Annotated in this window: 8 protein-coding genes; 6 read left to right on the plus strand and 2 right to left on the minus strand. The window is 62.4% G+C overall.

Translation table 11 applies throughout. From position 1 onward, the window contains the following. The first annotated feature begins 2 nt into the window (after nucleotides 1-2). From pglW to NIBR502771_RS20360, 6 genes are read left to right on the plus strand one after another with little or no spacing between them, the layout of a single operon-like run. Nucleotides 3-4,223: a BREX system serine/threonine kinase PglW gene (pglW, locus tag NIBR502771_RS20335; protein WP_168225765.1), complete on the plus strand. Its 4,221-nt coding sequence runs from the start codon at nucleotides 3-5 to the stop codon at nucleotides 4,221-4,223. Continuing rightward, complete coding sequence (gene pglX / locus NIBR502771_RS20340) at nucleotides 4,220-7,756, plus strand: BREX-2 system adenine-specific DNA-methyltransferase PglX (RefSeq protein WP_141161301.1); 3,537 nt, start codon at nucleotides 4,220-4,222, stop codon at nucleotides 7,754-7,756. The genes pglW and pglX overlap by 4 nt, the downstream gene beginning before the upstream one ends. Further along, nucleotides 7,753-11,544 carry a DUF6079 family protein gene (locus tag NIBR502771_RS20345; RefSeq protein ID WP_141161302.1) on the plus strand — a complete coding sequence of 1,264 codons (3,792 nt, stop codon included), beginning with the start codon at nucleotides 7,753-7,755 and terminating at the stop codon, nucleotides 11,542-11,544. The genes pglX and NIBR502771_RS20345 overlap by 4 nt, the downstream gene beginning before the upstream one ends. Further along, the gene (pglZ, locus tag NIBR502771_RS20350) at nucleotides 11,541-14,297 is read left to right on the plus strand and encodes a BREX-2 system phosphatase PglZ (RefSeq protein ID WP_168225766.1); all 2,757 of its coding nucleotides are present in this window, start codon (nucleotides 11,541-11,543) and stop codon (nucleotides 14,295-14,297) included. The genes NIBR502771_RS20345 and pglZ overlap by 4 nt, the downstream gene beginning before the upstream one ends. After that, a complete protein-coding gene (gene brxD, locus NIBR502771_RS20355) occupies nucleotides 14,290-15,642 on the plus strand; it encodes a BREX system ATP-binding protein BrxD (protein WP_210411281.1) in 1,353 nt (450 codons plus the stop codon). Before pglZ ends, brxD begins: the two co-directional genes overlap by 8 nt. Beyond that, complete coding sequence (locus NIBR502771_RS20360; protein ID WP_141161305.1) at nucleotides 15,639-17,777, plus strand: DEAD/DEAH box helicase; 2,139 nt, start codon at nucleotides 15,639-15,641, stop codon at nucleotides 17,775-17,777. The genes brxD and NIBR502771_RS20360 overlap by 4 nt, the downstream gene beginning before the upstream one ends. Before the next feature lie 281 nt (nucleotides 17,778-18,058). Here NIBR502771_RS20360 and NIBR502771_RS20365 read toward each other — a convergent pair whose 3' ends face one another. Together NIBR502771_RS20365 and NIBR502771_RS20370 are read right to left on the minus strand one after the other, a co-directional pair. Then, complete coding sequence (locus tag NIBR502771_RS20365) at nucleotides 18,059-18,769, minus strand: hypothetical protein (protein WP_141161306.1); 711 nt, start codon at nucleotides 18,767-18,769, stop codon at nucleotides 18,059-18,061. Then, a complete protein-coding gene (locus tag NIBR502771_RS20370; RefSeq protein ID WP_141161307.1) occupies nucleotides 18,769-20,094 on the minus strand; it encodes an AAA family ATPase in 1,326 nt (441 codons plus the stop codon). Before NIBR502771_RS20370 ends, NIBR502771_RS20365 begins: the two co-directional genes overlap by 1 nt. Nucleotides 20,095-20,132: the final 38 nt, after the last annotated feature.

Raw genomic sequence — 20,132 nt, forward strand, 5'->3', positions numbered from 1 at the left:
GTGTGGTGCAAGACCGCTGGATCGAAGTAAGCGACTCCCAGTTCCCGCACGAGATTGAGGGCCTCGCCTACCTCAAGAACAAGATCCCCGCTCAGAGCCCCTACCGGGTTTGGAGTAACTTCGAGTTCCGTGACAGCCGCGGCGGCTGGCACGAAGTCGACGCCCTTCTGCTGGGCCGTGGCGCCCTCCACCTGCTGGAGCTCAAGTACTACTCCGGCCGGCTCACCGGTAATGACACGCAATGGCTCCGTGACGGCCGCCGCGCGGAACCATCACCCCTTCTCCTGGCCAGGCGCAAGGCCCAGTACCTGGCATCGAAGCTCAAAGACGCGCTGGCTGAATGGGCACGCGAAAAGGGCATTGGATTCGACGACGTCCGCGGCCTGGTCCCCTTCGTCAGCCAGGCCGTCTTCCTACATCACCCAAGGTTTGTCAGCGAACTCCCCGCTTCCTCGGCGCTCGGTCTCTATGGACTCGACGAAGCCGAAGCTATCAGCCATCTTCCGGGCATCAGCGACTTGATCGGCCAGGAACCGCGTGCCAACGCTGCCATCGGCCAGAACCAGGAGGCGATCCTCGTAGATCTCATGGCGCGCATCGGCCTGGTCCAGCGCCGCGAACGCGAGGCCGGGTCGTGGATCATTGCAGACGGAGCCCTCGATGAGGGCCCGGGATGGCAAGACTGGAGCGGCTATCACAAGGTGTCCAAGCAGGAAACGGTCCGGATCCGTTTCCAGATCACGCCGCCAGGAACATCACAGTCCGCAGCCAGCCGGAATTACAAAATCGCCGAACACGAGTTCCGGCTCATGAGCAGACTTTCACACGATGGGCTCTTGAGGCCCCGCGACCTGGTCGACTCTGAGCTCGGTGTCGGATTGGTCTACGACTATTCCGATGGCATGCAGCGCCTGGACCTCTGGCTCGCCGGGCAGCCTAACGGGCTGCCCTTGGATCAGCGATTGTCCATCATCCGTCAGCTGGCAGAGGCCCTCGACTACGCGCATCGCAACCAGGTGGTCCACCGTGGCCTGAGTCCAAAGGCCGTCTGGGTCAAGGTTGTTCATGGACAGCCCAAGGTCCTCATCGGCGACTGGCAAAGCGCTGGCTTGGCTTCAGGCCCAGTCCTCACCGGGCACGCCGCCGATGGCGTCACTTCACTGCTGGACCGCAGGCCGGACCCTAATCAGGCTGACGCGTGGCTGACCGAAGCTTTTGAAGCCCCAGAGGGACGCTGGCAACCGGAATCAGCAGACCGTATCCGGGTGGACGTCTTTTCTCTTGGCGCCCTGGCTTACTTCATCCTCGCGTCGCAACGTCCAGCTGATTCGTCGCTGGTCCTCGCGGAGCGCCTCCGGAACCAGCTCGGCCTGGACCTGTCCCTCGAGCTGCCCTCGATCTCGCCCAGCATCCGCGAAGCCGTGCTGGGTGCCACCAGGCCCGCCCCCGGCGAGCGGTTCGACGGCGTCGGTAAGTTCCTGGACGTCTTGTTCAATTCCTCCTCGCCCTCCGCCGCGGCAAGTGAGGACGTCGACCCCGTCGAAGCTGCTCCGGGCACGGTATTGGCTGACGGACGATTTACTGTCCTTCGCCGTCTCGGGCGCGGCTCGACAGCGGTCGGGCTGCTCGTAAAAGACGGGGACGACGACGGCGCGCAGCGGGTGCTGAAGGTCGCGGTGGATGCCAAAGCGGCGCAGCGGCTCCACGAGGAGGCCGCGGTGCTGCGTGCGCTATCCGGTCCGCGCTTAGTCAAGATTGTCGATGGGCCGCTCTCCCTCGGCGACCGCTCAGCCTTGCTGTTGGAGAGCGCCGGCGAGCAAACGCTAAGCGAGCTGCTGCGCGAGCGTAAACGTCTCTCCCTGGACCTGCTGGAAAGACTCGGCCGAGACCTCCTTGAGGCACTGGTCCAGCTGGACAAGGACGGTGTCGATCACCGCGACATCAAGCCAGGAAACCTGGGCGTTCGTACAGAGCGCAACGGCAAACACCTCGTACTCTTCGACTTCTCACTTTCCCGCGCTGCGGCATCAGACATCGCTGCAGGCACCCCTCCCTATCTTGATCCCTTCCTGGGCGGGGTCCGGAGCCGGTTCGATTCCGCGGCGGAACGATACGCCGCCGCCGTCGTACTGTTTGAAATGGCAACCGGCCACACGCCGTTCTATGGTGACCCGCTTGCCAACCCCGCGTCCGTACCGGACGAAGCCACCATCGAGGCCCACGACTTCGACCGGGCCGTGGCCCCACGCCTCGTCTCCTTCTTCCGCACGGCGCTGGCCCGCGATGCCAAGCGACGCTATGACACCGCTACGGAGATGCTGGAGAACTGGCGGGCTGCGTTCCCGACAGATGCCACCACGGCCCCGGAGAACTCGGACGAACTAGCGGCCGCGGCAACACCGGCCACCCCGCTGGAGCAGTCCGGCCTTTCGGCGCGCGCCCTCTCCGCCCTGGAACCGCTCGGAGTCACCACAGTTGGGGAACTCACGGCCGTCGACCCAATCCGGCTCAACGCCCTTCGGGGCGTTGCACTCGCCACCCGCCGGGAGGCTTCCGCTCGAGCAAGCCTCTGGCGGGAAAAGTTCGGAGAGAAGAAGCAGGGAAACCAGGCGACCGCTCCGCTTCCCTCGGTGCTGGCCCTTGCCGAACAGCTCATCGAGGCAGCTGGAACACGGAAGGCAGTGCAGTCCCGAGCTGCCGCCGGTCTGATCCTTGGCACCTACGGCGATGTGGACGCGTTTGCCACCCAGGCACAGCTGGGTGCAAACCTGCCCAACCCTGTGACTGCGGCCGGCGCGAACCAGCTCGTCGGGAAACTCCAGACTTCCTGGGCCGAGGAACCACGCGTGCTGGGCTACCTGCGTCACCTGACCAGCGTGGTGAACCAACGCCTTGCTGCCCTTGGCGGGACGGCAACGGTCGACGAACTGGCAGCAGAAGTGCTCGCCCAGACCACGATCGAGTCCGAGCGCACCGGCGAGAACGAACGTATCGCCCGAGGTCTCCTGCGGATCGTCATTGATCGTCAGCGCGCCCTCAAGCGCGCGGATGTCAACGACCAACCCCTTGAACTGCGCCGGCGGGAGGGCAGCGCGCTGTTGATCGCCAGCGAGGCGCCGTTGTTGGATGTGGCAGAACGCCTGGGCCGCGAAGGTGATGCGCTGCTGGCAGAGTCGACGGCACAGCCAGCCCTTGTTCCTGCCGAACGCGTCCAGCAACGGCTGTCAGCGATACTCGATGCTGCAGGCATCGAAGATCCTTTGCTGCGCGAGAGGGTCCGTCTGGCGCGTCTGGCCGCCGGGTTATCGCGTCACGCTGCAGCGTCCGGTTCCGGCGAGCTGCACCACCGGGATCTGTCCCAAGTCGAGGCGCTGGGGCTTGCCCTGCGCGGAGTGGCTGGGCCGCAACGGCTCTCGCCCCGGGAAATCGTCGACCGTGTGCGCGTCCGCTTTCCGGCCGTGCAGGGTCTTCCGACGTCGGGACGTCTCGCCGAGCTGCTCCGTGAGGCCGGCCTGGACCTGGTCCACGATCCCGATTCCGGGACCTACGGTGCGCCCACGATTGTGGAACCAACCCAGAGCAGTTCCTCGCGCCTAGGCACAGGAACACATGTCGGCGGCCTTGGGTCCGCCGAATCCGCCCCGGAGCAAAGGCTTACCGAAAGCGTCACCCTGCGGTCCTTCTTGGCGTTGGGCGCCCGCGCCGACCGCTGCGACGCGCTGGCCGACCGGCTGGAAGCGGAGTTCAATGCGCAACGGATCGATGTCACTGCACTGCTGCTGGACGAGCTGAAGTCCCTGAGCCTCCGGAAGGGTTTCCCGTCCTGGGAGGCGCTGGTGCGCGCGGACGCGCAGCCCGAAAACGACCGGGCTTCCCGCGGTGTCGCCGCAGCGGTGAAGCTGGCCGTGCCCGTTGTCGAGGCGGCCATCGTGGAGGCGGCTGCCGACATTCCCAGACAAGAAGCTCGGCCAGTCCTCATCGTTGAAGCTTCGCCCCTGGTGCGCTATGGACATGCTGACCTCATCCGGAATTGGAGCGATCTAGCCACCCCACGCGGGCAGGCGGTGTGGGTAGTCCTGCCCCAGGTCGGAGCAAACCAGGGACCGTTGCTCGACGGCGTCTCGGTTCAGACCTCCCCCAACCAGTATCTTCGTGTCGAAACCGCCTGGATTGACGCACAGACAGACCTCATCCCGGCAGCCGTCGAAGGAGCCACCGCATGACCATTGGCAAGGACCTCACCCCCAAGCTGCAGAAGCTGGTGCTCCGGGTCGAAGATGACCTGCGCGCCAGGCTAGAAGAAGGTCGGGAGCTTAAAGCCAAGTGGCAGTCCGAGCACGCGGACGCGCTGCACGCCGGACGCGCTTCCTCCGCGTGGGTCAGCTGGCGCGACGACCGCATCACACAGGCCGCCGTCGGCTGGGTCCTGACTACGGTTTTCCTCCGCTTCTGCGAAGACAACGCATTGCTCTCCAAGGTCTGGATCTCCGGTCCTGGCGCGCGCAGCCAGGAAGCGTTCGACGCCGAAAACGCCTATTTCCGCGCACACCCCGAAAACACGTGGCGCGAATGGATTCTGGAAGGCATTACCCACCTGCAGTCCTTCCCGGCCACCGCTGCCTTGGTCGACGGGCACTCAGCCCTATGGCAGGTCTCCCCCTCCGGCACCATGGCCAAGGAAATCCTGGACTTTTGGCGCGCCACCGACGAAGCAGGCGTCCCGGTCTACAACTTTCAGGACAGCGAACTGTCCACCCGCTTCCTCGGCGATCTCTACCAGGACTTGTCCGAGTATGCGAAGAAAACCTTCGCCCTACTCCAGACCCCAGAGTTTGTCGAAGAATTCATTCTCGACCAGACACTCACCCCGGCATTGGCCGAGCGCCCGCTGGAAGGGTTCAAGCTCATCGACCCCACCTGCGGATCCGGGCACTTCTTGCTGGGCGGATTCCAGCGATTGCTGGATGCATGGAGCGCAAAGGCTCCGAACCTGGATACCCGCGAACGCGTGCAGATGGCCCTCGATGCGATCCACGGGGTGGACCTCAATCCATTCGCCGTAGCCATCGCCCGCTTCCGGCTCACCATCGCCGCGCTGCAGGCCACTGGCGAACTCGATCTGGAATGTGCCCCCGACTTCAGCATCCATCTGGCCGCCGGCGACTCCCTGCTCTATGGGCGGGCTGACCGGACCTTCGAACAAGAAGGCTTCGACCTCGACGCGCAGATGAGCGGGTTTGCCTACTCCGTCGAGGACCGCGAACTCCTCGAGACCATCCTCACCGAAAACCAGTATGACGTCGTAGTCGGCAACCCGCCCTACATCGCGGTCAAGGACAAAACCCTTAACGAGCGCTACCGGAAGCTGTACAAGACGTGCAAAGGCAAGTACGCGCTGTCCGTTCCGTTCATGGAGCGGTTTTTCCGTCTGGCAAAGTTTGGGTCCGATAAACAGACCGCGGGATGGACCGGGCAGATCACCTCCAACTCCTTCATGAAGCGCGAGTTCGGTTCGAAGGTCATCGAGGACTATCTCACTCGGCAGGACTTGCGTCTGGTCGTCGACACGTCCGGTGCCTACATACCCGGCCACGGTACTCCGACCGTCATCCTCGTTGGCAAGCACCAGCACCCCGTTAGCCAGACGGTACGCGCAGTCCTCGGTGTGCAGGGCGAGCCAGGACGACCAGAAGACCATGCCAACGGGCTGGTGTGGAGGGCAATAACTGACAACATCGATCGGCCGGGCCACGATGGGCAGTGGATTTCTGTCGCGGATCTACCCCGCCGCCGACTGTCTACCCATCCGTGGAGCCTCTCGGGCGGTGGAGCTTCGGAGCTCCAGCAGAGGATAGAGAACTCGAGCAAGAGCACTTTGGGCAACGTAGCCAAGGAAATCGGCATAGTTGCAGTTATCGGCGAAGAAGAGGCTTTCGAAGTACCTGCCCGAATAAAGTGGCCGACGATTCCGGTGGTCTTAGGCGAAGGCGTGAGAGACTTTTCAATGGTCACGACCCCAAGGTTCTGGCCTTATGATGGCCAACTTAGACCGCTATCGAGTGTCGGCGCTTCCCAATGGCTGTGGCCTCGTCGTCGGGTCATCTCTGGGTATCTGATGTTCGGAAAGACTCGAGTGGAACGGGGGATGCAATGGTTCGAATATGGCATGCTGGCGAAATCAAAGCTGGAGACTGATCTTTCCATCGCCTTCGCTGAAGTCGCGACGCATAACCACTTTGTGCTGGATCGGGGTGGCAAGGTTTTCAATAGAACCGCCCCCGTTATCAAGCTGCCCGCAGACGCCTCCGAGGACGAGCACGTTGCACTGCTCGGGCTACTCAATTCGTCGACAGTTTGCTTTTGGCTGAAGCAAAACTGCTACCCGAAGGGCGGGGACCCCGTTGGCACTGACGGAGCAAGAGTGTCACAACAACCTTGGTCAGACAGATACCAATTTAATGGTGCAAATGTTTCTGATATCCCACTGCCAAATCGTCTGCCGACCGAATCCGGACGCCAACTAGATAGCCTTGCAGGTTCCTTATCATCAACATCGCCGTTTTCGTTAGTGAACGGCTCGGTACCTTCTGCGGCCGCCCTGTCTGCCGCAGAGCGGAAGTCTCAAGTGCTCCGGAGGCAAATGGTGGCCATTCAGGAGGAACTTGATTGGGAGGCCTACAGCCTGTACGGCCTGATTGGTGAGGACCTCACCTACAAGGGTGATTCATTGCCAGAGGTCCAACTGGGCCAGCGCGCCTTCGAAATCACGCTCGCACGAGGAATCGCCGACGGCACCTGCGACTCGACATGGTTCACCCGTCATCGTTCTACACCCGTCACCGAAATCCCGGCTGAATGGTCGGAAGACTACCGGACACTCGTCCGGCGTCGGATCGATGCAATCAAGTCCAACCCGAGCATCCGCCTGTTGGAGAAGCCCGAGTTCAAGAGGCGCTGGGCAATCGAGCCGTGGGAGAAGGTCCAAGAACAGGCCCTGCGTGGTTGGTTGTTGGATAAACTCGAGGACCGCTCGTACTGGTTTGACGCACATGACCGCCCAGTCGCTCGCAGCATCTCGCAAGTCGCTGACATAGTCTCCCGCGACCCGGATACGGTAAGCGTCCTTGCACTTTGGGATCGCACCCTCGACGTAGATGTCACGAAAGCGCTCACCAAATTATTGACTGACGAGGCCGTCCCGTACCTCGCTGCCCAGCGGCTCAAGGATTCCGGCCTGCGGAAGCGCGAGGTGTGGGAGGAAACGTGGGAGCTGCAGCGCCGCGAAGATAACGGCGAGGACGTGGGTAAAATCCCGGTGCCACCCAAGTACGCCCCCGCCGACTTCCGCAAGGCGTCCTACTGGCAGGCGCGAGGGAGGCTTGACGTACTCAAAGAACGCTTCATCCTGTACCAGGACGCCGGGCGATCCACCGACCCGACACTGCTCCTCGGCTGGGCCGGGTGGGACCATGTCCAGCAGTTCCTCGTCCTCGCTACCATCATGGACGAGCGGATCGCCGAAGGAACCGATGATTCTCAGCTGATCCCGCTGGTAGCCGGCATGGCCGAAGTGCTGCCTTGGATCAAACAATGGCATGCCGATCTGGACCCGACCTTCGGCATGAGCATGGCTGACTTCTGCTCCGCCCAACTGGAGGAACGCATGACCCAACTCAATGTCTCGACCACCGACCTGAAGGCATGGCGCCCTGCCACGGCTACCCGCGGCCGCCGTGCCGTCAAGGAGAACGCATGACCATCCTGCTTCGTGACGTCTTCGACATTCCTGAACGCGCGGGGGTGGAGGACTATGTCCTCCGCCTCACCGACGCCGTCAGCGGCGACGGCGCCCGGCACGCGCTCGACGACTATGTGGTCACGCCATCGTTGGTCGAGGCGTTCGATTCAGCAATGGGACTGGTGTCCAACGCGCTCACCACTGGCATCAACCGCGGGGCGTTCCTGACCGGGTCCTTCGGCTCTGGTAAGTCCCACTTCATGGCCGTCCTTCACGCGCTACTGCGTCATGATCCGAAGGCACGCTCAGTAGCGGAGTTGCAGGAAACCGTAACCCGGCACGACTCCGTCTTGTCGGGCCGGAATATTCTGCCGCTGGCCTTCCATTTCTTGGACGGCAAGTCGATGGAACAAGTGATTTTCGACGCCTACGTCCGCCATATACAAGTCGCGCACCGTGGTACATCCTTGCCGGCCCTCTTCGCGTCCGACGCACTCCTTGAGGACGCCGAGAATCTGCGACAGCAGATCGGAGACGATGCGTTCCTTCAGGGCCTCGGCGGCGGGCAGGTCGACGATGAGTTCGACGAATTTTCCGGCTTGCTCGGCTCAAGCGGCTGGGGGCTCGACCGCTACAAGACCGCTCTCACCGCACCGGCTCAGAGCATAGAGCGACAGTCGCTGGTCAGCGCCCTGGTCGGAACGTACTTCAAGGCCTACGTACGCTCCGGTGAGTACGTGGATCTGGATACAGGCCTCGCCGCCATGTCTGCACACGCCAAGTCGCTGGGGTACGACGCTGTCGTCCTGTTCCTCGACGAGCTGGTCCTCTGGCTCGCCTTCGGCATGCACGAACCCGAGTTCTTCCGCCGCGAATCGCAGAAACTGACCAAACTGGTGGAGGGCTCCTACGGGAGCCTCGAAGCGCCCTTGGTCTCGTTTGTAGCCCGGCAGATGGACCTGCGCAAGTGGTTCGCCGACGCCGGTGCCAACGGCGTCCAGCAGGAGGCCCTCGAGTCCGCGTTCCGGCACCAAGAGGGACGCTTCGCGAAGATCGAACTTGGCGATGACAACCTCCCGTTCGTCGCCAGCAAACGCCTCCTGAATCCAAAGGACGATGCCGGCAGGCAGTCGGTTGACGACGCCTTTACCCGGTTGGACCGAAACCCCAAGGTCTGGGACGTACTGCTCGACGGAGTCAACTCGGACGACCAGCACCGTGGTTCGGATGAGAAGGCCTTCCGCCTCACCTACCCGTTTGCTCCCGCCTTGGTCTCCACCCTGCGATCGCTGGCCAGCGTCATGCAACGTGACCGGACCGCGTTGAAGGTCATGCAACAGATGCTGGTTGACCGCCGGAATACCATGAGCATCGAGGAGGTCATTCCGGTCGGGGACAGCTTCGACTACATCGTCAAGGGCCAGGCAGGGGCTGCCCTTGACGCACAGGCCGCGGCGCTCTTTCGGTCCGCGACCCAGCTGTACCAGGACAAGCTGCTGCCCAAGATCCTCTCCACCCACCACCTTGCCGCTGCTGACCTGCAGGACCGGTCCCGGCTGACTCCGGCATTCCGCGCGGACGACCGACTCGCCAAGACGCTACTGCTCTCCGCTGTCGCTCCCAACGTCCCCGCCCTGAAGGCGCTGACCGCGGCCCGGCTCGCTTCGCTGAACCACGGATCCATCGCTTCCCCGCTGCCCGGCGGAGAGGCCAACATTGTCCTGGCCAAGGTCAAGAACTGGTCCCGTGAGGTGCCCGAAATTCATGTAGGCTCGGAGCCGCTGAACCCCATCATCCGGGTCCAGCTATCTAATGTGGACTACGAGTCAATCGTGGAGAAGGCCAAGGGCGAGGACAACCCCGGGCGCCAGCGTGAGCTTATCCGCAAGCTGGTAGCCGAAGGGCTCGGCCTGGAACTCGGCGACCCCGATGCATGGAACGTTTACCGGCACCCGGTGGTGTGGCGCGGCTCCAAACGCGAGGTCGAACTGGTCTTCGGCAATGTGCGCGATGCAGGCTGGCTCACAGACGAGCATTTCCGTGCAGGGGCCGGCGCCTGGCGCTTCGTCGTCGACCACCCCTTCGATGAACAACAGCACACCGCTACCGAAGACATCGAGCGCATCGAAAACTTGCGCGCCCGCAATTTCACCTCGCGAACAGTCGTCTGGCTACCCCGCTTTCTCTCGTCAGATTCGATGCGCGACTTGCGCCGGCTCGTGGTTCTCGACTGGTTGTTGGAAGGTACCGGGGACCGGTGGAACAGCCACGCCAACCACCTCAGCGAAGTCGACCGCAACCAAGCACGCGGTATCCTCGAGTCGCAGCAGGCGGCCCTGCGCGAAGGATTGCTGCGTATCATCCAGCAGGCGTATGGCGCAGCGACCCCCGCACCCGGGACTCTGCTGGAGGATCCTGCACATGTGGAAGTCCTGTATTCGCTGGATCCGGAATACGTACCCCAGCCGCCCGTAGGGGCAACCCTCGGGGCAGGGTTCAGGCAGCTCGTAAATCGAGCATTCGAATCCTCCTACCCCGGACACCCTCGTTTCGAGCCGGAGGATACCGAGATCAGGGCCGCCGACCTCAAGGCTGTTGCCGCCGCGCTTGAGGCCGCCGCTGCCGATCCTGAAGGCCGCGCCCCCTACCCGGGAGATGCCCGGACAGTCCGCAGGATCGCCAACCCCTTAGAAGTCGGGCTCGCAGGAGAAACGCATTTCCTCTTTGGTGACGGCCGCTTCGGACCGTGGGGTGCCGCGCTTGAGCGAGGGCTCTCTCGCGCCGGCATCGGCAATGATGACCCCGTCACCGTTTCGAAGCTGCGCGAAATCATCGCCGGAGTCGAACCGGCACATGGGCTGCGCAACGAGGTCTCGGACCTGATCGTCATTGCGTGGGGTTTGTTGCGCCAGCGTGCCTGGTTCAACCACGGCGGAGCCTTACCCGCCACCCCACCGCCCGGTTCGCTCCAGCCCAGCATGGAACTGCGCCCGCAGCCGATGCCCACTGAAGAGGAATGGGAGGCCGCCCGGGCCACCGCGGGCCGCGTCTTGGGTATCGAGGCCCCCAGATACCGCACCCCGGCCGCCGTGGCCACCCTTGCGGACGCGACCCGAACGCTTGCACGCCGAACTGTTACTGACGCGGATGTGCTGGTCAATGCCTTGGATTCCGCCGCAACAAGACTCGGGATCGACGGCGGGCCGCGCCTTCAACTTGCCCGTGGAATTGCCGCTACTCTGGGAGCGCTGCAGCACCAGAACGGTGTCACGCTGGTCCAGACCCTGGCTGGCCTTGATCTCCCGGCTTCGCCAGAGGAAGCGGCAGCATCCCTGGCCCGCGCCAAGGAAGTTGCCGCAGCCCTATCGACCTTCGCGTGGAACCGGCTGGCTCCTGTCCGTGAAGCTGCCAGAGGGCAGGATACTCGCGCGGATGCCGCGCAAGACATCCTCGATGATCTCACAAGCGCTTTGAAGGGCCATGAGCACGCCTACGCATGCGTCGAGGCGCTCAAAACTGCCGAAGACAAAATATTTGATTGGCTCGCCACGGCGCCGCCCCCGCCTGTCATGTCTCCCATTCCTGTCTCTCCACCTGTTCCACCGGTGGTTGCACCCGAACCTACCGAAGGTAAAGCCGAACGTCCGGACAATGTCGACCTCCCGCCCGCGTCGGCACAGCCAGCAACTCCAGGTGGGGAATGGCGCACAGCCCGTGGCGGAGACAACGCGGTAGCCGAACTGCAGGAGTTCATCTTGAAGAACCCTGGTCGCCGTGTCGAGGTGCAGTGGAGGATCGTCGAGTGAACGGCCAGCCAGCCGTACAGAGCACGGTGAGCACCGCCGTTGTCCGTTCTCTAATCTCTGCCGCCCGCAAGCACAGCACTCAGCGCGTGATCGGCCTCCGTGCAGTCCCGGACGCCGATGCTGAACGACGCTTCGCGGATTCCGGAGAGCGCGTACACGTCCTGCCGTGTGTTTCATCGCTGGCCATCCGAGACGCGTTGCGCAACCGTGCTGCTGATGAATGGCTCGTGATCCTGACGGACCGGCCGGAAGAGGATCTGGGGGCCGGAATCCTCGGGCACTTTGCGAACCAAAGGCTCCAGACACCAGGTGCATGGGAAGCACTCAAGGAACGTTTCGGTGCTGATCGGATCGACCGGCCGCTGTCCACCCTCAAGCAGCGGCTGCCAGTGGCACAAGGCCTACTGCGCATCACCCCGGATGAAGGATGGCCTGCAGCTCCCGGCGCAGTCCTGACCATCGATCATGCCTTCGCTTCAGTCGCGGAGCGGCAGCTGGCACTGCAGCGTGGTCCGGTAGATGGCCTCAGCGTCCTCGAATGGACCATGCGAACCGATGCCACAGATCGAATGGCAGACCTGCGCGAGTTTGGCGGTAACGAACTTGCCGACGCAGTTCTTCAATGGCTGACCGACCGCGCAGGGCTGGCAGGGAAGCCGCTCCTGAGGTTTCTTCTCACCGGCCGCGCCGCCGAAGCAATGCCGGTCGGCATCGCCTTGAACGTGCTTACCGAGACGGGCGGGCGGACAGCCCAGGACCGGCAGCTCAGCGAGCTTGCGATGGCACGTCTCGAGCACCTCTGGGCCGGCTCCGCGGAACCAATCACCCCTTCCATGCTGGCGGCACTCGGTAAGTCAGCCCGCAACGTTGTAGAGGCGCAACTGGAGGATCCGGCCCGCTGGCAGGAGGCCCACGCGGCCTTGCAGGCGGCCGACAGATTACTCACTAAGATCCAGGCTTCCAGCTTGGGCCGAGATTCGCAGCTGCTCCCCGCCGGACTCACCGCGATGCTGCAACGGCTCGCGGAAACGCTACGTACCTTCCCTGGGTCGGGGATCGACGCCGTAGAAAAGGCCTGGGCAGCGGCCGAGGACCACCGTCTGGCATATCCGCTACGAGGCAACGCGCAGGATCCGCGCGTGGCCCCATTCCACGCTGCCGTCAGATTGGCCCGCTGGCTCAGCGGCAAGGACACTCTTCCCAATGGTTTCCTCGATGCCGTGCATCTGCATGCTCAGGTCCACGCTTGGGTCGACGCCGCTTACAATGACGTGGCTGCCGGCGTCAGCGACCCACTCTTGGGCGACGGTTTAGCCACCATCCTTCGACTAACTGAAAAGCGGCGCCACGGCCATGACCGAGAATTCGCGCGGCTGCTGGCAACGTCGACCTCTTCGGACGAAGGGAGAGCGACAGGCCACTTGGACGGCGCAGGAGACCCGGTGTGGCGTCTGGAGCGCTTGCTGCCCTCAGTGGTTCTGCCACTCGCTCGAGCAAAGAACACACTCCTGCTGGTTCTCGACGGCATGAGCACCACCAGCGCCGCGGAACTCTCCTCCACCGTGCTCCACGGGAACGAGGGCTGGGCCGAGGTTATTCCGGCTGCAGCGGAACGCCGTGGGTGCGCCGTGGCCGTGCTGCCCACGCTCACGCTCCTCAGCCGAGCTTCCCTGTTCAGCGGCGAGTTGACGTCGGGAGGGCAGTCCCGCGAATTGTCCGGCTTCGCCGCGGTGACAAAGGCCGGCGGGATCGCCCAATCACAGCTCTTCCACAAAGCGCCCCTGGATTCGTCGCGTCCAGGATTGGTCCTGCAGGACGATATTTCCGTTGCCATCGCCGACCAACGGACCCCGCTCGTGGCCTGCGTTCTGAACACCATTGATGACGCCCTGGACAAGAGCGACCCGGCCGGAACCACATGGACGCCTGACACCGTCCGGCACCTCCGACCACTGCTATCCGCCGCGATGGCAGCCGGGCGCACGGTGGTCATGACGTCCGATCATGGGCACATTGTGGAGCGTCGCCGCGGGGAACTGCGCGCGTTTGGTGAAGCGACCAGCGCACGGTCCCGGCTGCCGGAGGCCCCTATTGGTGAAGATGAGGTCCTTGTCCAAGGACGCCGGGTTCTCGCCGAGGGCGGGCGCGCAGTGCTCGCCGTCGATGAAACCCTGCGCTACGGACCGATCAAGGCCGGATACCACGGGGGCGCTTCCCCCGCAGAGGTAGTAGTTCCCATTGTGGTTCTCGTTCCGGGCGACAACGTCCCCGACGGGTGGAAGCTGGCGCCGTCACAGGAACCGCTGTGGTGGTCAGTTGTGGCTACCGGCGCCGCGGCGCGCCCGGCAATACCGGAGGCCGGGCTGACGAAGACCGCCAAGGACAACACGCCATCGATGCTCGACATCCTCGACTCCCCCGACCCGGTGCCCGCCGCGCCGCGATTGGGCGCCGCCGTCGTGTCTTCAGGCATGTACAAGGCGCAGAAAGCGATCGCGGGCCGACTCGCAGTCTCCGACAGCCAGGTCGCTTCGCTGCTGGATGCGCTGGCCGCCGGGTCCGGGACCCGGCTGGCCAAGGAGGTTGCCGCCGTCGTCCTCCAGGTCGCACCCGCGCGCATGGATGGCGCCGTGGCCCAACTGCAGAAGCTGCTCAACGTCGAAGGCTACGGGGTGTTGCGTGTTGACGGTTCCATGCTGGTCCTGGACGCACGGCTTCTCCGCGAACAGTTCGGGATGACAGATCGTGGCTGACGTCTCGCCGCGCAGACGTCGTGAAGTTATTGACGCCCTGCGGCGCGGCACGGTTCCTTCCAACGGACTCGACCTGCTGGCCGTCGGTCTGGATCGTTTCCAGCGCGCCGTCGACGAGGAACTCGAGACGGTCGCGGGTAGTGGTGCCGTGGTCAAGGCTGTCCGTGGTGAGTACGGCACGGGTAAAACGTTCTACACTCGGCATCTTGCGGAGAAGGCGCTCAGGAAGGGTTTCGCCGCTGCCGAAGTGCAGATTTCCGAGACTGAGACCCCGCTGCACAAGCTAGAAACCGTATACCGGCGGATAACCGAATCGCTGCGCACTGCTTCGGTGGCCCCCAGCGCGTTCCGTTCCGTCCTGGATGCCTGGCTGTTCACCCTTGAGGACGATGCCATCGCCGCAGACCCCGCTCTGGCTACCGCTTCAGCGGCTGAGTTGGCGGCCGCCGCGGATGAGTTGCTAGACCGGCGTTTGGCCGAGGTGAGTGCGAAGACACCTGCCTTCGCCCAGGCACTTCGCGGTTACCGGGCAGCCGTAGCCGCTGGAGATGCTGCCGTTGCGGACGGGCTTGCCGCATGGCTCGGTGGCCAGCCCCATGTGGGCGCGTCGGCCAAGCGCGGGGCCGGAATCCGCGGCGATCTTGACCACTTCGGCGCCTTGGGATTCCTGCAGGGTCTGCTGCTGATCCTGCGCGACGCCGGGCATCCCGGCCTGCTGCTGGTTTTGGACGAAGTCGAGACCCTGCAACGGATGCGATCGGATGTACGGGACAAGGCGCTCAATGCGCTGCGCCAGCTCATGGATGAAGTGGATTCCGGACGCTTCCCAGGGCTGTACCTGGTCCTGACCGGAACACCGGCTTTCTTCACCGGCCCATCGGGAGTGCCCCGCCTGGCGCCCCTGGCCCAGCGGCTGGCGACGGATTTCGGCACCGATTCGCGCTTCGACAACCCTCGCGCCGTACAGATCCGTTTGGCGGGCTTTGACCGTGAAGCGCTTGAAGCGTTGGGTGTCAAGGTACGGGACCTTTACCTTCTCGGTGCCGACGCTCCTGACCGTATCCGCCAGCTCGTCGACGATCCCTACGTCTCTGACCTGGCCGGAGCAGTGACCGGCGGCCTGGGCGGCAAGGTGGGAATCGCGCCAAGGATCTTCCTTAAGAAACTCATCGGTGACGTGCTGGATCGAGTGGACCAGTTCGCTGACTTCGACCCGCGCCAGCACTACGCCTTGACTCTCGCCCGCGAGGAACTAAGCCCCGAGGAACGCAACGCCCTTGGCGGCACCGACGGAGTGTCCGGCGGCTATGCGGCGACCGCAGACGACGTCGAACTCAACCTATGACCAAGCCTGCGGGGTTCGACGCGCTCCACACGGTGGTCCAGCACCACATCGCCAACACCCTGGGCTGGGGCGGCCTGCGGCCGCTGCAGTCAGAGTCCATCGGTCCCGTCCTGGGCGGCAACGATTGCCTGCTTCTGGCTCCCACGGCCGGCGGTAAGACCGAGGCAGCGTTATTTCCGCTGCTGACCCGGATGTCTGAAGAGGCGTGGACAGGTACCTCCGTGCTCTACGTATGTCCCCTGCGCGCATTGCTAAACAACCTGGAACCACGGGTCGCGTCCTACGCCGGATGGCTCGGACGTACGGCGGCAGTCCGGCACGGCGACACCACTGCAGGCGCCCGCAAGCGTCAATTCTACGACCGACCTGACATCCTGCTGACCACACCGGAGTCACTGGAATCAATGCTGGTCTCCACTCTGGCGGATCCGCGGCAACTCTTTGCAGATGTACGTGCCATCGTCATCGACGAAGTTCATGCCTTTGCCGGTGACGATCGGGGTTGGCACCTCTTGGGAGTCGTGGAGCGCATTTCTAAGCTGTCTGGCCGTCCCCTCCAGCGGATCGGACTGTCCGCGACGGTAGGCAACGCGCCGGAGCTCTTGTTTTGGCTGCAAGGCAGCAATCGGATCACTATGGTGCCCGCCTCCGTCATCGCTCCGGACGGTGGCTCCGCGGCCGTACCGGAGATGCAGCTCGATTTCGTTGGCAGCGACCTGAATGCAGCCAAGGTAATAGCGGCTCTGCATCGCGGCGAGAAACGCCTCGTCTTCGCCGATTCGCGACGAACGGTGGAAAAGGTGTCGCTGGGGTTGCGGGACCTTGAGGTGGAGACTTTCGTTTCGCATTCATCCTTGTCTGTCGATGCCCGCAGGCAGGCCGAAACGGCATTTTCCCAAGCCCGCAACTGCGTCATTGTGTCCACCTCGACCCTGGAACTCGGCATCGATGTAGGCGACCTCGATAGGGTCGTCCAGATCGGTGCACCGCGCACCGTGGCCTCGGTACTGCAGCGGCTCGGCCGCACCGGCCGCAGACCGGGGACCGAGCGGAACATGCTGTTCCTGTCCACGGACGACGGGCAATTCCTCCGGGCCTGCGGGCTTTTGCTGCTGTGGTCAGAGGGCTATGTAGAGCCTGTCGCTCCCCCGCCAACTCCGTTGCACGTGGCCGCGCAACAACTCTTGGGGCTGACTCTCCAGGAACGCCGAATCGGGGCAAACACTTGGAACGAGTGGTTCTCTGGGCTCGAGCTCGCCTCACCGCTCGAATGGCAAGCGATCGCGGAAGGGCTGGTGGGCACAGGCCATCTCGATGCGGACCAGGGAATGCTGTTCATGGGTCCCCAGGCTGAGCGAAAGTACGGCGGCGTCCACTACCGGGACCTCATGGCCGTGTTCACAGCGGACCCGCAGGTAGTAATTCTGCACGGCCGCGAGGAAATCGGCTCTGTTGACCCAATGGTGCTGCAGCGCAAAGTCGACGGGCCGCGGCTGCTTACGCTCGGAGGAAGGGCTTGGCAGGTGAACTATGTAGATTGGAAACGCCACCGCGCCTACGTTGAACCATCGGCAAATGCGGCGGACTCCAAATGGTCAAGCCTGCCGCAGCCAGAGTCATATGCCCTTTGCGCTGCAACTCGGCGGGTATTGCTCGGTGCCACTCCCGGCAGCGTTCTGTTGTCTAAAAGGGCTGTGACCAAGCTTGACGAACTGCGGGAGGAGTATTGTCACCGGGTACTGGATGATTCCACAGTCCTAGTCCGCGAGGCGAACGGGAGACTGCGCTGGTGGACTTGGGCCGGCGCCCGCGCGAACGCCGTGCTGGTTGCGGGGCTTCTTGACCTGGCACCTGAGTTGCTGGACGAATCGCGGGCCTACGACAACTCGCAGATCGGATTGCGCGGCGACACCACCGCTCCGGCGCTGGCTGATGCCCTACGCAAAATCCGTGGTGTTCTTCAAGGCGAGCCGCAAAGGCTCCTGCCGCAGGTTGATGAGCGTGCGCTCAGAACACTTAAGTTTGCGGAACTACTGCCTCCTTCATTGGCTGCGAACACGCTGGCGGAGCGAAACAGCGATCACGCCGGTGCTGCGCAAATAGCCAGATGCTGCGTGGCGACGTCGGAGGCGTAACCAAATTACGGTATGGAGCGCGCCCCCCGCGGACTTAATCTCAACGACCCATTCCGGGCCCCGGCACCTCCCTTTGCGCATCACCGTCTACCGTTTGACCGCGGTTATTGGCTGGCCGGGCCGTTCGACCCCGTGGCGCTGCAGCCGGTAGTGAGATGACCAGGTATAAGAGTGGGAAAGCGAGCCTGCGCTTAACCAGCCGCGGCGACAGAAGACCCCATCTTCATAAGCAAGCTCTGCCCCTCTGCACATTGTTACTAGCTAAACCCAACCCGCGTGTCCTAAGAGTTCTTTGCATTCGCAACCTGCAGCCTGTTTGCAAATGACAACAGCGTGGAAGTATATTCTCTATCATCAGCATATTCACGAATTGCCGTCGCCATATCAAGGCGCATCTTTGTAGTCAAGCCCCTATGTTTTGACTCAACCTTCTTCACGAGTTTCCTTCGTGCGCTAATTATCTCCTTCCTCACTGTCACCAAGTGATCAGCGTTGAGGTTGAGAACCTTATCAATAACGTCTTGCGCATCAACTGGTAGACCTGTGGCTGGAATCGCATTTCCGTTAGAGTCAATAATAACAAGCATTTCTTGGTGCCATCGTTTTGGATTCCGAAATTTCGCACAGATGTCCTGATCGGCTTTGGACTTGTCACACGTGTAGGCGCCACCAACGTTCTCATTTCCATTGCAGCAGAGCAGCATATTACTCCACGTCGTGGGTGCCGCATTATTATCTGGCGCGCCGCTACAATGTCCGCAATCCGATTCCCAAGACTTACTAGACTGAGGGTGAAAATGCTCTATTCGAGTTCCATGGCCTGGCTGGGAAGGATCTGCCAAGCGCCGCTCGCAATAGCCGCAGCGGCCACCTTGCTCCAACCACAAAGCCTTCCTTATTTCAGAATCGGAGGACAGACCTGAATATTCAACTCTTTGTGCGCGGTAGTACGCGAATATTGGCGGGGGAGGCACTGATACAATCTTCTTCATTATTCGTCAAACTCATAAAAATCGATGGTTGCATCTGCATCGGCTAGTTTGGGAACATTAGCAATCCCACCAAGTTCTTGATCAATTTCGCGGCGAAGCTCCTGCGCTTTCGTAGACCGACCTTGTCTGCTCTCAACAAGTGACATGTATGAATCGAGAGTGTGGTTGATATTCAATGATGGCTCGGGCCTCGTCTCCAAGATGCGCTGCAAGACTATGTCGCTGCGCAGGCCAGCTGAATACTCGACTCGACGGACGCCGCTACTGTCCACAACTCGGATACTTTCAGCATCAACCGTTGATAGAACCTGCGGGCTATGTGTTGTGACAACAAACTGCACCAGGGGAAAAACCGACCTAAGTCCAACCAAGATGCGCTGCTGCCAGCTGGGATGCAGGTGAAGGTCCACTTCATCTATAAGCACAATCCCCGGCACTGTCTGCAATAGCTCATCGGCGCCGAGACCAGGATTGGCGCGAGCCATTCGGCTCACCAGGTCGACTACTAAGCCTGCAGCAATTTTGATGCCGCTTGAGAGGAACGAAAGAGGGAGTGTTCCGTGAACTCCGTGTGTAAGCGTCAGTTCCTCTGGAACAGGACTCCACTCAGGATTTCCCCAGCCAGTTCCCTCCAGAATCGTGTTACACGCAATGGTGATAGCACGCAGCTGATTGCTCGCCGCTTCAGCTTCTTCACCACGCCGATCCGCAACGAACTCCGCGAAAGTCAGCGCCTTGATAAATGCTGAGAGCCTAGATAAATCTGATTGACCTTCCAAGGCGGCGTCGTAGGCCCCGGAACGCGACCGTGGTATCATCCCTGTGGCTTTTCGCACCCCAGTCAATCGCTCGACGCCATACAAAGCAATCACAGGAAGAAGAGGCCCGCTTCGTAGAGACTGGTCCGAATCGGCCCACACCCGCGCCATCTCCAAGCCAATTGGACTGTTTTTGTCCGCCCATGTCGTTCGTCCTTTCGCACTATGACGAATACGGCTCCAACGATGTGCCTCTCCGGCAAGAGTTCCGTGGACTGAAGCGCCAACAGGAAAGACGCGGTCCATCCGCGCAACCGAATCTTTGGATCGCAGGTCACGCGGGATCTCACGGACATCTGCTAGTGCGAATCCGCGAGTTGGGCCCCCAAATTCTCTAAGAATTGTAGACAACATCACTGCAATTGCGTCGAGCACGGAAGTTTTGCCTGCGCCGTTCACTCCGACCAAAACAGTCATTGAAGGGTGAAAATCGATCTCAAGATATTCAAAACAACGAAAGTTTTGGATGGTGAGCGCGTCGATGTGCCAATCACCATGTTTTGCCATGGAGTCATTCTACGGTAGTCCGAGCGCTGATCCCCCTA

The organism is Pseudarthrobacter sp. NIBRBAC000502771 (assembly GCF_006517215.1).
Classification (GTDB): Bacteria; Actinomycetota; Actinomycetes; order Actinomycetales; family Micrococcaceae; genus Arthrobacter; species Arthrobacter niigatensis.